Annotated in this window: 13 protein-coding genes and 1 other RNA gene; 5 read left to right on the forward strand and 9 right to left on the reverse strand. The window is 68.2% G+C overall.

The features are described 5' to 3' along the window. Window positions 1-405 (reverse strand): fluoride efflux transporter CrcB, encoded by a 405-nt coding sequence (crcB, locus tag FCG67_RS01745; protein ID WP_136906561.1) that lies wholly within the window; start codon window positions 403-405, stop codon window positions 1-3. Window positions 406-414: 9 nt separating this feature from the next. Beyond that, on the reverse strand, window positions 415-1,050 hold the full coding sequence (locus tag FCG67_RS01750; RefSeq protein ID WP_136906563.1) for an LON peptidase substrate-binding domain-containing protein: 636 nt from the start codon (window positions 1,048-1,050) through the stop codon (window positions 415-417). A gap of 120 nt (window positions 1,051-1,170) precedes the next feature. Here FCG67_RS01750 and FCG67_RS01755 point away from each other — a divergent pair, with 120 nt between their 5' ends. The 3 genes from FCG67_RS01755 (at window position 1,171) to FCG67_RS01765 (ending at window position 4,430) form a co-directional block, all read left to right on the forward strand. Further along, a complete protein-coding gene (locus tag FCG67_RS01755; protein WP_246044743.1) occupies window positions 1,171-2,373 on the forward strand; it encodes a lipase family protein in 1,203 nt (400 codons plus the stop codon). Window positions 2,374-2,556: 183 nt separating this feature from the next. Further along, window positions 2,557-3,582: an alpha/beta fold hydrolase gene (locus tag FCG67_RS01760; RefSeq protein ID WP_169310417.1), complete on the forward strand. Its 1,026-nt coding sequence runs from the start codon at window positions 2,557-2,559 to the stop codon at window positions 3,580-3,582. A 428-nt stretch (window positions 3,583-4,010) separates the two neighbouring features. Further along, complete coding sequence (locus tag FCG67_RS01765) at window positions 4,011-4,430, forward strand: DUF732 domain-containing protein (protein WP_136906567.1); 420 nt, start codon at window positions 4,011-4,013, stop codon at window positions 4,428-4,430. Between the two features lie 84 nt (window positions 4,431-4,514). On the opposite strand, the gene ssrA is transcribed toward FCG67_RS01765, so the two are convergent. Next, window positions 4,515-4,885: a transfer-messenger RNA gene (gene ssrA / locus FCG67_RS01770) on the reverse strand. A gap of 159 nt (window positions 4,886-5,044) precedes the next feature. Between ssrA and FCG67_RS01775 the strand changes: the two genes are divergently transcribed. Together FCG67_RS01775 and FCG67_RS01780 are read left to right on the forward strand one after the other, a co-directional pair. Continuing rightward, the gene (locus FCG67_RS01775) at window positions 5,045-7,129 is read left to right on the forward strand and encodes a membrane dipeptidase (protein WP_136906569.1); all 2,085 of its coding nucleotides are present in this window, start codon (window positions 5,045-5,047) and stop codon (window positions 7,127-7,129) included. A gap of 91 nt (window positions 7,130-7,220) precedes the next feature. Continuing rightward, window positions 7,221-9,266 carry an elongation factor G-like protein EF-G2 gene (locus FCG67_RS01780; protein WP_136906572.1) on the forward strand — a complete coding sequence of 682 codons (2,046 nt, stop codon included), beginning with the start codon at window positions 7,221-7,223 and terminating at the stop codon, window positions 9,264-9,266. Here the strand turns inward: FCG67_RS01780 and smpB are convergent. From smpB to prfB, 6 genes are all read right to left on the reverse strand, one after another. After that, complete coding sequence (gene smpB / locus FCG67_RS01785) at window positions 9,263-9,739, reverse strand: SsrA-binding protein SmpB (RefSeq protein WP_077041093.1); 477 nt, start codon at window positions 9,737-9,739, stop codon at window positions 9,263-9,265. The genes FCG67_RS01780 and smpB overlap by 4 nt on opposite strands. 67 nt (window positions 9,740-9,806) lie before the next feature. Then, window positions 9,807-10,712, reverse strand: a complete 906-nt coding sequence (gene ftsX / locus FCG67_RS01790; protein WP_077041092.1) for a permease-like cell division protein FtsX — start codon at window positions 10,710-10,712, stop codon at window positions 9,807-9,809. Between the two features lie 53 nt (window positions 10,713-10,765). Then, window positions 10,766-11,455, reverse strand: coding sequence for a cell division ATP-binding protein FtsE (gene ftsE, locus FCG67_RS01795; RefSeq protein WP_097213651.1), 690 nt, complete (start codon window positions 11,453-11,455; stop codon window positions 10,766-10,768). Between the two features lie 65 nt (window positions 11,456-11,520). Continuing rightward, window positions 11,521-11,961, reverse strand: a complete 441-nt coding sequence (locus FCG67_RS01800) for an Rv3103c transmembrane domain-containing protein (RefSeq protein WP_136906574.1) — start codon at window positions 11,959-11,961, stop codon at window positions 11,521-11,523. Continuing rightward, window positions 11,958-12,848 carry a mechanosensitive ion channel family protein gene (locus FCG67_RS01805; protein WP_246044744.1) on the reverse strand — a complete coding sequence of 297 codons (891 nt, stop codon included), beginning with the start codon at window positions 12,846-12,848 and terminating at the stop codon, window positions 11,958-11,960. Before FCG67_RS01805 ends, FCG67_RS01800 begins: the two co-directional genes overlap by 4 nt. Window positions 12,849-12,852: 4 nt before the next feature. Beyond that, window positions 12,853-13,956: a peptide chain release factor 2 gene (prfB, locus tag FCG67_RS01810; RefSeq protein WP_136906576.1), complete on the reverse strand. Its 1,104-nt coding sequence runs from the start codon at window positions 13,954-13,956 to the stop codon at window positions 12,853-12,855. Window positions 13,957-13,973: the final 17 nt, after the last annotated feature.

Below are 13,973 nucleotides of genomic sequence, written 5' to 3' on the forward strand. Positions count from 1 at the left end.
TCAGCTTCCTTTCTCGGCGACGGCACCGGTGACGAGGCGTGCGCCCCACACCCCCACCAGGACGGCGGCGAGCGCCGCGATCACCGTCCCGAAGAGATAGCCGAACGCGATCGGATAGTTGCCGGACGCGAGCAGCCCCCGCACCTCGACCGCATAGGTCGAGAAGGTGGTGAAGCCGCCGAGCACCCCGACCCCGAGGAACGGTCGCAGCAACCGGTGCGCGGTCCAGACCTCGGTGATGAGCACCATGAGGATGCCGATCAGCAGGCAGCCGGTCACGTTGGTGATCAGCGTCGCCCACGGGATCTCCCTGGTCGGCATCGCGTGCGCGATGCCGTATCTCGCGAGCGCACCGATCCCGCCGCCGAGCGCGACCACCGCGAGCAGCGATCCCTCACCGCGCATGCGAATCACCTACTCCGACAGCCTGAACCGCACCGCGGCGATCACGTCGCCGAGGGCCTCGACCAGGACCGTCAGCCTTTCGCCCGGACCGGGCGCCGACAGCAACCTCAGCCGATCCACCGCGACGAGCGGGAGGGTGGCCGCGAGGGCGTAGACGCGGTCGCCCATCTCTCCCGGCAACTCGTCCAACCTGGGAAACCCCGGCACGGGGATGCCGCGCACCGCCGCGGACCGGCTCAGCAGCCCGCCGAGTTCGTCGACCAGCGTGCCGACCTCGTCGATCGAGTCCGGCTTGTAGTCCGTGCCCTCGTCGGGCCACGGTTCCACATCCGCCCGCGGGTAGGGATTGTCCGGCAGCCAGCGGCGCACCCGGATCCGGCCCTCGCCGACGCAGCCGAGCAGCAGTCGCCCGCCGGGCACCCGCTCGTAGTCGACTATCCGCGCCACGGTCCCGATGTCGGTGCGCTCGTCGCCGCCGCCCACCTCGTGGCCGCGGGTGATGAGGACCACGCCGAATCGCCGAAGGTCAGGGGACGAGGTCAGGTCTTCGACCATCTCGAGGTAGCGCGGCTCGAACACCTGCAGCGGCAGCAGTTCACCCGGGAGCAACACGGACCCGAGCGGGAACATCGGCAGAGCATCCACGGTCACAGCATGCCCTCGATCCGGGTGTCGCGCCGATAACCGCGAAAGAGCGCGCCGATCTTCGCTAATGTGAGCTACGTCATGGTGCCGGTTTCTCCCACCATTCATCGGAGGTTTTCGATGAGAGTCACACTCAGAGATTCCGCTACGGCCCTCCTCGCGGCACTCGCGCTCGCCATCTCACCGGCGATCACCGCGCCGCCCGCGGCCGCGCAGGCCCAGCCGCTGATGCCCGCGCCCGACCCAGATCCGTTCTACTGGGCGTCACCGGACCTCGCCGCCAGGGCGAACGGGGACATCCTCCGCAGCAGACCGGTCGACGTCTCCCGGTTCGGGAACGCGGACGGCTGGCAGGTCGCCTACCGCTCCACGAACTCGTCGGGCCACCCCGTTGCGGCCGTGACGACCGTCCTCGTCCCGCGCGGCGGGGTTGACCGGCCACTGCTGTCGTACCAAGCCATCATCAACGCACTCGGGACCCGGTGCGGACCGTCGCACACATTGTTCAACGGACAGCTCCAAGAGGCCCCGGTCGTGAACCTCGCGCTGATGCGGGGCTGGGCGATCGCCCTGCCCGATCACCTCGGCCCGACCAGTGCCTATGGCGCCGCCAGGCTGGGTGGTCAGATCGTCCTCGACGGGGTGCGAGCGGTGCAACATCTGCCCGAGGCGAGGCTCGGACACAGCCCCGTCGGGCTCGCCGGCTACTCGGGCGGCGGGATGACCAGCGGCTGGGCGGGCGCCCTGGCGCCGACCTACGCCCCAGAGCTCCCCATCGTCGGCGTCGCGGCGGGCGGCGTCCCTGCGAACCTCAGCGAGCTCGCGAACGGGCTCGGGACCGCGCCGCATCCCCTGTTCGGCCTCGGCTTCGCCGCCACGCTCGGTCTCGAACGCGAGTACCCGTCCTCGATCCCGTTGGCCAGCGGCCTCACCGGCGCGGGCCTGGCCCTGCGCGACCGGATCGCCAACGCCTGCTCCCAGGAGATCATCGACGCCGGGGCAAATCACAGCGCGGCAGAGGTGTCCGCCGATCCAGCCAAGATCAACGAGCCTGCCGTGCGGGCGATCTTCGATCAGAACAGCCTGATGATGTTCCCCGGAGTCCCCCGGGCACCGGTGTACGTCTGGCACGGCAACGGCGATCAGCTGGCCCCCCTGGATTCGATCGCGGCAACCGTCGGCAGATACTGCGCGGCCGGTGTTCCGGTCCAGTTCAGCGTGTTCCCCGGAGACCACGGCCCGACCAGCATCGAGGGGCTACCGGGTGTACTCGGCTGGCTCGACGGCAGATTCGCCGGTCAGCCCGCGCCGAGCAACTGCTGAGGGTCGGCGGCGTGACGTCGGGTGCGCGATTCGTGGCTCCCCCATCGGCGACTCGGCGCTGCTAGCGTCCGCTCAATGCACTTCGGTCGATCGGTGTCGGTGATCGCGTCCGGACTCATCGCGGTCGGCGCCTTCGCTCCCACGGCTAACGCAACGGCTCCCCCGCCCGCCCCAGGAACGATCGTGAGCTCGTCCACCCTTCCCAGCGGCGACCTGATCGACGGCGCGGCCGAGGGATACCTCGTGACCTACAACACGACCGGGCAGGACGGCAGGCCCGCCGTCAGCACCGGGCAGGTCTTCGTTCCCGAGGGCACCGCGCCTGCGGGCGGCTGGCCCGTCGTGTCCTGGTCGCACGGCACCACCGGGGTCGGCGACCAGTGCGCACCGAGCGTGACCGGGAGCCTCACCACGACGGAGCTGCTGCTCGACTACCTTCGCCGGGGATACGCCGTGGTCGCCACCGACTACATCGGCCTCGGCTCGCCCGGCCTCCATCAGTACCTGGCCGGTCGCGCCGAGGGGCGGGCCGCGATCGACATCGTTCGCGCCGGACGCAACCTCCACCCCGACCTCTCGGCGTCCTGGGTGTCGGTCGGACACTCCCAGGGAGGGCAGGCCGCGCTCTTCGCCGGACACATGGCCGGCGAGTACGCCCCGGAGCTCGATCTCCGCGGAACCCTGTCCTACGCACCCGAATCGAACGTGGAGAACCTGCTGGCCGTGGCCGGCCCCTATGTACCGGCCCTCGACGTCCTGCAAGGGGCGAGCACCTACCTCGTGTACATCCTCGCGGGCCTGAACTCCGCCCGGCCGGACCTCGGGTTAGCCGGCTACCTGACCGAGTTCGGGGCGCGTGCGATGGCATCGGCGGAGCTCGGGTGCGGCGACGACCTCGCCATGTTGAGGGGGAAGTCGGTGGGTGAACTGTTCGCCAGGCCGTTGCTCGATCCGGCCGTCGTCACCGCACTCCAGGACTACATGGCGGTGCCCACCGCCGGCTGGGACCGGCCGATCATGATCGTGCACGGAACCGACGACCTGACGGTCCCCATCCCGGTGAGCGTCGCCCTGCAACTGCAACTCGCAGCGGGCGGGGCCGACTTCCGGTTCATGGTCTATCCCGGCACGGACCACCGGAGCGTCGTACCCGCCTCGGACCGGGACACGACCGGCTTTCTCACCGCCCTGCTCCCCGCGCCGCGCTGACCCGGCCGGGCTCGGCACACGGCACCGAACACAGCGAGGCCCCGCAGCCGACTTCGACTGCGGGGCCCTCTCAGCTGGCGTTGAGCGTGGGCACGCTCACGCAGAAAGCGATGCGACGCCTGCGACGCCCGCGATCACCGCAACCAGCGCCGACACCAAGGTCGCCCCTGCCGCGACCATGGTGAGATCCTCTGCTGTCGATCCCATGTGATCACTCCTTCTCGACCGTGAAGCCTCGCTTCGCTGTGACGCCACCTCGGCGCTGCTGCATTTGTAGCCGAGCAAAAGCACCATCACCAAGCCCTGAACGCCCTGGGGCGCAATGCATTACAAGAAAGAAACCTGCCGGTAGGGTTCCGTAACCTAGCGTTACGAATCGGCAACACCGGGTCACGTCATGTGACCCAGGCAACAGCATGGGTGGCGACATGAAGCGCTTGATACTCCTCGGAATCACCGTTGGGCTGGCCGCACTCGGCCTCACCGCCTGCAGCGAAGACTCTGCACCGATAGAGACAGTCGCGGCGTCGGCCGATCAGACGACTCCGGCACGGTCCACCGACCGAAATCTGGTCGACACACTCAACAGGGGCCGACAGCTCGGCGCGAAGGTTCAGGTCGACATGTACGTGCGGGAACTGAACAGCATCCTCGCCGCGACAGGCGAGACGATGAGCAGGGCTGACGCATTGGAGCTCGCCGGATCGCTCTGCAACTTCCTCGACGCCGGGAACTCACCCTACGACGCGGCGCAGGTACTCGAATCCGAGGGATTCCCGAAGGAGCATTCCGCAGCATTGGTACCGAAAGCGATCGCTGCGGCCTGCACCGAGCACCTCACGGGCTAGTGGCGCGCCGCCGCTGCCAGTCAGGGATAGGCGACTGCACAAAAAAGCCCGGTCAGGCTACCGATTGGTAGTCTGACCGGGCCTTTGTGGAGCTGCCGGGAATCGAACCCGGGTCCTCCGCCGAATCGCTAGGGCTTCTCCGTGTGCAGTTCGCTAAGCCTCTACTCGGATCTCCCGGTCTCGCGAACAAGCCGTGATGACGATCCCAGTCACTGTTTGATGTCCCGAACGACTCCGTGACCGAGCCGACCGGTAAAGCCCTCTAGCTGATGCCAGTACCCGACCCGAGGGCGAGATCGGACTGACAGACACGCTTCGCTACTTAGGCAGCGAGAGCGTAGTCGCGCTGATTGGAATCGGCGCTTATAGGTTTGCAGCGACGCTTACGGTGGTCTCTTGCCTGCACCGACACGCTTCCCCTAACTCAACGTACAAAGTCGAAACCGTTCAGCCCCGTACGTACCCAGCACCATGCTGGGACCACATACTGTAACGCCCCGGCGCCGCGAAATCATCCCATTAAATTCTGCGGCGTTTCATCTGGACGTCTGTCCAAAATCAACTACCCTTCTCAGCAAAATAGTTAGCTGATTGATCGGGGAAGTCGAAGCCACATGACACATCAACCAGGGCGTACACGCCGTCGATGGGTAAACGCGCTGGCCGCCACGCTGGCGCTGGTCCTGGCCGGCGGTGGGATCGCGGCGTCTCAGCCCTCGTCCGACCCGATCGGCCCCGGTGATCCCGTCTTCGGACTGGCGAACGGCTGCTACGCCCTCAAGTCGGAGCAGAGTGGGAAGTTCGTCCGCCGCGCCGACGGCGGCTACCGCGCCGACGCCGACACGGTCGGCGGTGCCGAGGCGTTCCGCACGCATGCGGCGCAGCTGGGCCGGTTCATGTTCTACGGCAAGGGCGGCGACATGCTCGCCCACGACGGCAAGAGCGCGGTGGTCTCGACCCGCGACGCGCTGCCGACCACCGACTGGACGCTGACGCACACCGACGGCACCTACGCGGTCACCGCGACGGACAACGGAAGCCAGCTCACCGCCGCGAACGGTGGGCTGGAGCTCACCGACCCCGGCGTCAATCCCGCGGGCGGACGATTCGTCCTCACCCCGGCCGAAGGCTGCGCGACCTTCCCCGACTCCGAGGTGAACGCGACCGGTAAGCCGCTCTCCGGCACCGGACCGAACGGCGAGGTGCGCGGGTTCATCGACGCGCACGTCCACCTCGACGCCAACCTGTTCATCGGCGGCCAGGTGCACTGCGGCACCCCCTTCGACCCGCAAGGCATCACCGTCGCGCTGCGCGACTGCGCCGACCACGGCAAGGACGGGATGCCCGCGCTGCTCGAGAACATCCTGTCGCACGGCAGCCCGGTCGCGGAGCACGACACCGTCGGCTGGCCGACCTTCGAGGACTGGCCGGACGCCGACTCGCTGACCCACGAGCAGACCTACTACCGGTGGGTGGAGCGGGCCTGGCGCGGCGGACTGCGCATCTTCACCAACCTGTTGGTGAACAACCGGGTCCTCTGCGACATCTACCCGCTCAAGAACCGCTCCTGCAACGACATGGACACCATCCGCGCGCAGGCCGAGCAGGTCCGGCAGATGCAGGACTACATCGACGCCCAGTACGGCGGCCCCGGACGCGGCTGGTTCCGGATCGTCCGGTCTCCCGAGGAGGTCCGCAAGGTCGCGAGCGAGGGCAAGCTCGCGGTGACGATCGGCATCGAGACCTCCGAACCGTTCGGGTGCTCGCAGCGCAACGACGTGCCCCAGTGCACCGAGGCCGATGTCGACCGAGGCCTCGACGAGGTCTACGCGATGGGCGTTCGGCAGATGATCGTCACGCACAAGTTCGACAACGCCTTCGGCGGCGTCCGCTTCGACGGCGGCATCCAGGGCATCGCCGTCAACGCGGGCAACTTCCTCAGCACCGGCAAGTTCTGGGAGGCCGAACCCTGCAAGGGCCCGGTGCACGACAACCCGCTGCTCTCCTTCGGCGACGCACCGGCCGAGGTGATGTCCGCGCTCCCGCCCGGTGTCACCACGCCGGTCTACCCGTCCGGTCCCCTGTGCAACACCCGCGGCCTGACAAAGCTCGGCGAGCACATGGTCCGCGGCATGATGGATCGCGGCATGATCGTCGACGTCGACCACATGAGCGTCAAGACCGCCGAGGACACCCTCCGGATCCTCGAGGAGGCCAAGTACTCCGGTGTGGTCTCGAGCCACAGTTGGACCGACCCGCTGAACTACGAGCGGATCTACGCGCTCGGCGGCTTCGTCGCCGCCTACGCCTCGGGACTCAACTCCGACCCGAAGAAGGAGAACTTCGTCACCGCCTGGCGCAAGGCAAGGGCGGACCGCAGCGAGGACTACTACTACGGCTTCGGCTACGGCGCGGACACCAACGGCTTCGGCCCGCAGGCGCGCCCGCGTGAGGACGCCGACACCAACCCGCTGCACTATCCGTACAAGACCTTCGACGGCGGCACGACGATGGATCGCCAGCGCACCGGCGAGCGCGTCTTCGACCTCAACAAGGACGGCGTCGCGCAGTACGGGCTGATCCCCGACTGGATCGCGGACATGCGGATCGCCGCCGGGGACGACGGCGACCAGATCATCGAGGACATGAGCCGCGGTGCCGAGGCCTACCTGCAGATGTGGGAGCGCGTCGCGAAGTAAGTTGTTGCACCCTCGATAGGTCATTCCTCCGGCTGCGACGGGCCGACCCGCCTAGAATCGGGTCAGCCCGTCGCTGCGGGAGGAGACATCGATGGCCGACCGGATGACGGTTCGCGCGGGCAACGCCCCACCCGCCTCGCGTCCCGAGCAGCTGCGCAACGTGGTCCTGATCGGGTGCAGCGGCGCGGGCAAGACCACCCTGGCCGAGTCGCTCGCGTTCGCCGCCGGGGCCATCGGCCGCGCCGGCCGGATCCCGGACGGCAACACGGTCTCCGACTACGAGGAGATCGAGCACCAACAGCAACGATCGGTCCAGCTCGCGGTCCTGCCGTTGGAGTGGAACGGCTGCAAGGTCAATCTCCTCGACCCGCCGGGCCATCCCGACTTCGGCGCCGAGTTGCGGGCCGGTCTGCACGCCGCCGACGCCGCCGTCTTCGTGGTCTCGGCCACCGATCCTGTGACCACCCCCACCCGCGCGCTGTGGCGCGAATGTGCCGCGGCAGGCATCCCCCGCGCCATCGTGGTGGCCAAACTCGACGTGGCCCGCGGCAGCTTCGACGAGATCCTCACCGCCTGTCACGACGCGTTCGGCCTCGGCACCGACACGCTGCGGCCGGTCTACCTCCCGGTCTTCGCCGACGGCAGGCCCAGCGGGTCGCTCGGCCTGCTCACCGGGCGCAGCTACGGCGAACCCGGCGCCTGCCCCGATGCCGACGCGGCGCGCGAGAGCCTCGTCGAGGCCATCTCCGGCCAGGACGACGGCCTCATGGAGCGCTACCTCGCGGGCGAACCGCTCGACGAGGAGGCGCTGACCGACGGCCTGCGCCGGGAGATCGTCGACTGTGCCCTGCACCCCGCCCTCGCCGTCACCGACAACGGCGTCGGCGCGGCGGAACTGCTCGACCTCATCACCGGCGCGTTCCCGGATCCCACCCACCGGCGCGGACCCGCGCCCGCGGCCGACCCCGAGGCCCCGCTCGCCGCTCAGGTCATCCGGATCACCGGCGACGCCTACGTCGGCCGCATCAGCCTCGTGCGTGTCTTCTCCGGGACGCTGCTCCCCGACACCCACGTCCACGTCGCAGGCGCGGCAGCCACCTCCGGTGAGAGCACCGACGAGAAGGTCACCACCCTCACCGGCCCGTTCGGCAAGCTGCAGCGACCGGTGCCCGAGGCGGTCGCGGGCGACATCGTCTGCCTGCCCAAGCTGACCGTGCACATCGGCGACACCATCGGCGACACCGAGAAGCCTGCCCCGCTGGAGGCGTGGGCGCTGCCGGTGCCGCTGCTGCCGGTCGGCGTCGAGGCGCACAGCAAGACCGACGAGGACAAGCTCTCCCAGGCGCTGACCCGGCTGACCACCGAGGACCCGGCCCTGCGGCTGGAACAGAACCCGGACACCCACCAACTGGTCCTGTGGTGCACGGGCGACGCGCACGCCGAGGTGGCGCTCGACCGGTTGCGTAACCGGCACGGCGTCCACGTGGACACCGTGCCGTACCAGGTGGCACTGCGGGAGACGTTCGGCGGCAACGCGTCCGGGCACGGCCGGCTGGTCAAGCAGTCCGGCGGCCACGGCCAGTACGCGATCTGCGACCTCGAGGTCGAACCACTACCGACCGGATCCGGATTCGAGTTCCGCGAACACGTGGTGGGCGGTGCGGTCCCGAAGGGCTTCATCCCGTCGGTGGAGAAGGGCGTGCGCGCCCAACTGGAGAAGGGCGTCGCGACCGGTCACCCGCTCGTGGACGTGCGGGTGACCCTCGTCGACGGGAAGGCGCACTCGGTGGACTCCTCCGACGCCGCTTTCCAGACCGCCGCGAGCCTCGCCCTCCGCGACGCCGCGGGGCACACCTCGATCCGACTGCTCGAACCGGTCGCGGCCGTCGCCGTGACGCTCCCCGACGACTATCTCGGCGCCGTTCTCAGTGACCTGTCGGCCAGGCGTGGCCGGGTCCTCGGGACCGAGGTGAAGGGTCCGGGGCTGTCGCTGCTGCGGGCCGAGGTGCCGGAGATCGAGCTCGCCCGCTACCCGGTCGAGCTCAACTCGCTCGTGCACGGCAACGCCGAGTTCTCCCGCTGCCACCTGCGCTACGAGCTGATGCCCGACGCGCTGGCGGCCCAGGTCGCTCGCTAGCGGCTCATGCCCTTCACGCGGCGCCCGAGCTCACGGGTGACCTCCCGCTCGGCCGTCCGTCGCGCGAGGTCCTGACGCTTGTCATAGTCCTGCTTGCCCTTGGCGAGAGCGAGCTCCACCTTGACCTTGCCGTCGGAGAAGTACATCGAGAGCGGGACCAGCGTCTGGTTACCCTCCCTTGTCTTGCCGACCAGGTGCTCGATCTCGCGCTTGTGCAGCAACAGCTTCCTGGTTCGCCGCGGCGAATGGTTGGTCCAACTGCCCTGGGTGTACTCGGGGATGTGCAGTCCGCGCAGCCACACCTCGCCGTCGTCGACGGTGGCGAAGGCGTCGACCAGCGACGCCTTGCCCTCGCGCAGGCTCTTCACCTCGGTGCCGACCAGCGCCACGCCCGCCTCGTAGACGTCGATGATCGAATAGTTGTGTCGCGCCTTGCGGTTGGTCGCGATGACCTTGCGGCCCTTTTCCTTCACGTTCGGGCCCCTTCAGTCCGCGCAGTGATCGAGTTCTGTCCCCAGGATATGCCCGGGGCGCAACCGATTACTCACGGACGTAGAGCCGCAGCGTGATGTAGGCGGTGATCGCGGCCATGCCGACACCGGTGAGCACCAGGAACGGCGACACCAGCAGCACGTCGCTGTTCGAGATCCGGGCGACGATGTTCGCGTCGTAGACGTCGGTGAGCACGTCGTCGATGAACAGGTTCTTCGCGGTGAACAATCCGGCGATCGCCAGCACGGCACCGATCAGCGCGGCGACCACGGCCTCCAAGAGGAACGGAAGCTGGGTGTACCAGCGGGTCGCGCCGACGAGCCGCATGATCCCGACCTCGGTGCGACGGGTGAACGCGGCGATCTGCACCATGTTCGCGATCAGCAGGATCGAGGCGATCGCCTGCACGATGGCGATCGCGAAGGCCGCGTTCCGGATTCCGTTCAGCACGCTGAACAACCGCTCGACCAGATCACGCTGGTTGAGCACGCTCTGCACACCAGGTCGGGCACCGAACGAATCGTTGATCACCCCGAATCGCTCCGGGTCGCTGAGCTTGATCTTGAACGAGGCGGGCAGCGAGTCCTCGCTCACCATCGACGCGAGCTCGGGCTGGTCCTTGAAAACCCGCTCCTTGGCGTCCGCCACCGCGTCCGCCCGGTTGAGGTACTGCACGGACACCACCGACGGGGTGCTCTCGAGATCACTGCGCAGGGCCGAGCAGATGTCCTGATTGCAGTCGGGGTCGGAGATGGACACGTCGTCGGTGAGGAAGATCTGCACCTCGACCCGATCGAGGAAGATCTGCTGCGTCTTGCCCGCCATCTGGACGACGAGCAGTCCGCCACCGAACAGGGCGAGCGAGATCGCGGTCGTCAGGATCATCGCGATGGTCATCGTGATGTTGCGGCGCAGGCCTGTGAAAACCTCGCTGAAGATGAAGCTGGCGCGCATCGGAAAGTCTTGTCCTTCGTATGTCGGGGTGAACGGCGAGGGGTCGGGGGTACCTAACGCCCCACGCCGTAGACACCGCGGGCCTCGTCGCGCACCACGCGTCCGAGGTCGAGTTCGACCACCCGGCGCCGCATCGAGTCGACGATGTGGTGGTCATGGGTGGCCATCAGCACGGTGGTTCCGGTGCGGTTGATCCGTTCGAGCAGCAGCATGATGTCGCCGGTGGTGTCGGGGTCGAGGTTGCCGGTGGGCTCGTCGGCGAGCAGCACCAGCGGCCGGTTCACGAATGCCCGCGCGATGGCGACGCGCTGCTGCTCACCGCCGGAGAGTTCGGTGGGCAGTCGGTCCGCCTTGCCGGACAGGCCGACCAGATCCAGCACCTCCGGAACGGTGCGATCGATCACGTTGCGCGGCTTGCCGATCACCTCGAGGGCGAAGGCCACGTTCTCGGTCACGGTCTTCTGCTGCAGCAGCCGGAAGTCCTGGAACACGCAGCCGATGCTCTGCCGCAGCTTCGGTACCCGGCGCGCGGACAGCCGGTTCACATGGAAGTCCCCGACCTTGATGTCGCCCGAGGTGGGGGTGTCCTCCTTGAGCAGCAGCCGCATGAAGGTGGACTTCCCGGACCCCGAAGGGCCGATCAGGAAGACGAACTCGCCCTTGTCCACCGAGACATTCACCTTGTCCAGTGCAGGCCTCGACGAGGTCTTGTAGGACTTGGACACATTCTCCACGCTGATCACGGGGAGCCAGTTTAGCCGTTATCCGACGGTGACCTTGGGTTTCGACGGACCCGCAGGTCCAGGCCCTACGGGGTGGGTGTGGGCGGTGTGGTCGACGTCTCCGGGGTGGCCGTCACGACCCCCTCCGGCAGCTCCACGCCGGACGGGACGGGCAGCCACGGCGGCAGCACCACGGCGGGCGGCGGGGTGGTCGTGACCGGCTGTTGGGAGGTAGCCGAGGGCGTCGCACTGGTGGTGGTGCTGCTGCTGGGCGGCTGGGTGGACGTGCTCGGCTCCGAGCGCTTCGGGGTCGGCGACCGGATCTCCGAGGGCGCCGGCGCCACGGGCCCGTATTCATCTGTTTTGGGCGGATCCGGATTGAGGTATCCGTGCAGCATCGCCGTGGCGACGAACGCCACGGAGAGCGCGACCGTGGAGGTCCTGGCGCGGCCGAGTGTCTTCGGCACCGACCAGCGCCGCTCGTGCTTGTCGGCCGGTTCCGTCTTCTTCGCGCGTTCGGCGGTCATGCGTTGTCCCCGATCTGATCGGCCGCCAACTCCGGGCCCACCAGGATGCCCTCCCGGCGCAGCGCCTCGGCGACCCGCACCCGCAGCTCGCGCCCCACCTGGAACTGCTTGCCGGGCAGGGTGCGCGCGACCATCCGGATGTTGACGGTGTCCAGCTCGAGGCTCTCCACGCCCATCACCGACGGCTCGTCCAGGAGCAGCGGTTCGAGATCGACGTCCGCGAACGCCTCCCGGCCGACGCCGCGCAGCACATCGTTGACGTGGTTGATGTCCGCGGTGGCGGGAATCGGGACGTCGACCACGGCCCGCGCCCAGTCCTTGGACAGGTTGACGGCCTTGACGATCTGCCCGTTGGGCACGGTGATGACCTCGCCGTCGGAGGACCGCAGCCGCGTCACCCGCAGGGTCACGTCCTCGACCGTCCCGTAGGCGTCCTCCGACGAACCGGTGATGGCGATCCGCGCGACGTCACCGAAGCCGTACTGCCGCTCGGCGATGATGAAGAAGCCGGCCAGGATGTCCTGCACCACACGCTGCGCGCCGAAACCGAGCGCGGCACCGAGCACGGTCGCGGGCGCGACCAGGCTCGCCACCGAGAAGCCGAGGCGTTGCAGCACCTCGATGGTGACCAGGGTGTAGACGATGATGATGAGCACCCAGGTGATCACCTGCGCCAGGGCGTGCCGGTGCTTGGTCGCCTCCGAACGGACCAGCGCGTCGCCCTGGTGGTAGTTCAGGTCGATCCGGTCGGTGACCTTGTTCCCCAACCAGGAGAGGAACCGCCCGACCAGCAGCCCGCCGATGACATAGAGCACGATCTCCAGGCCGCTGGACTTCAGCCAAACTTCGAATCCGGTATCCGGGACCAGTTTGAACGCCGTGAACACCGGCTCAGACCTGCTCCGCGCTCATCCGCCAGCGGATGCCGGATTCGAGGAAGCCGTCGATGTCGCCGTCGAGCACCGCGGACGGGTTGTTGACCTCGTACTCGGTGCGCAGGTCCTTGACCATCTGATAGGGGTGCAGCACGTAGGAACGCATCTGGTTGCCCCAGGAGCTGCCGCCGTCGCCCTTGAGCGCGTCCATCTCGGCCCGCTCCTCGCGGCGCTTGACCTCGAGCAGCTTGGCCTGCAGCACCCGCATGGCCGAGACCTTGTTCTGCAGCTGCGACTTCTCGTTCTGACAGGTCACCACGATGCCGGTGGGGATGTGCGTCAGCCGCACCGCGGAGTCGGTGGTGTTGACCGACTGGCCGCCGGGGCCGGACGAGCGGTAGACGTCGACGCGGACGTCGTTCTCGTTGACCTCGATGTGGTCGGTGGTCTCGACCACCGGCAGCACCTCGACCTCGGCGAAGGAGGTCTGCCTGCGGCCCTGGTTGTCGAACGGGCTGATCCGCACCAGGCGGTGGGTGCCCATCTCCACGGAGAGGGTTCCGTACGTGTAGGGCGCCTTCACCGCGAAGGTCGCACTCTTGATACCGGCCTCTTCGGCGTAGGAGACGTCGTAGACCTCGACGCCGTAGCCGTGCTTCTCGGCCCAGCGGATGTACATGCGCATCAGCATCTCGGCCCAGTCCGCGGCGTCGATGCCGCCCGCGCCGGACCGGATGTTGACCAGCGCGTCACGCTCGTCGTACTCACCCGAGAGCATGGTCTTGACTTCCATCGCCGCGATGTCCTCGCGCAGCGACGCACGCTCGGCGTCCGCATCGGCGACGGCGTCGGCACCCTCGTCCTCGGCCAGCTCATAGAGCACCGGCATGTCGTCGAGGCGTCCGCGCAGGCCCTCGACCCGGCGCAGCTCGGACTGCGCATGGGAGAGCTGGCTGGTCACCTGCTGGGCGTGCTCCTGGTTGTTCCACAACTCCGGATCTGCCGCCTGGTGCTCGAGTTCATCGATGCGCCGGCGCAGCTCCTCGACGTCCAGCACCCGCTCGACGGTGGTGAGGGTGGTGTTGAGCTCGGCCAGGTCTGCGGAAACGTCGGGATGCACAAGAATCAAGGTTACCG

This window comes from Rhodococcus oryzae (assembly GCF_005049235.1).
Taxonomy (GTDB): Bacteria; Actinomycetota; Actinomycetes; order Mycobacteriales; family Mycobacteriaceae; genus Rhodococcus_G; species Rhodococcus_G oryzae.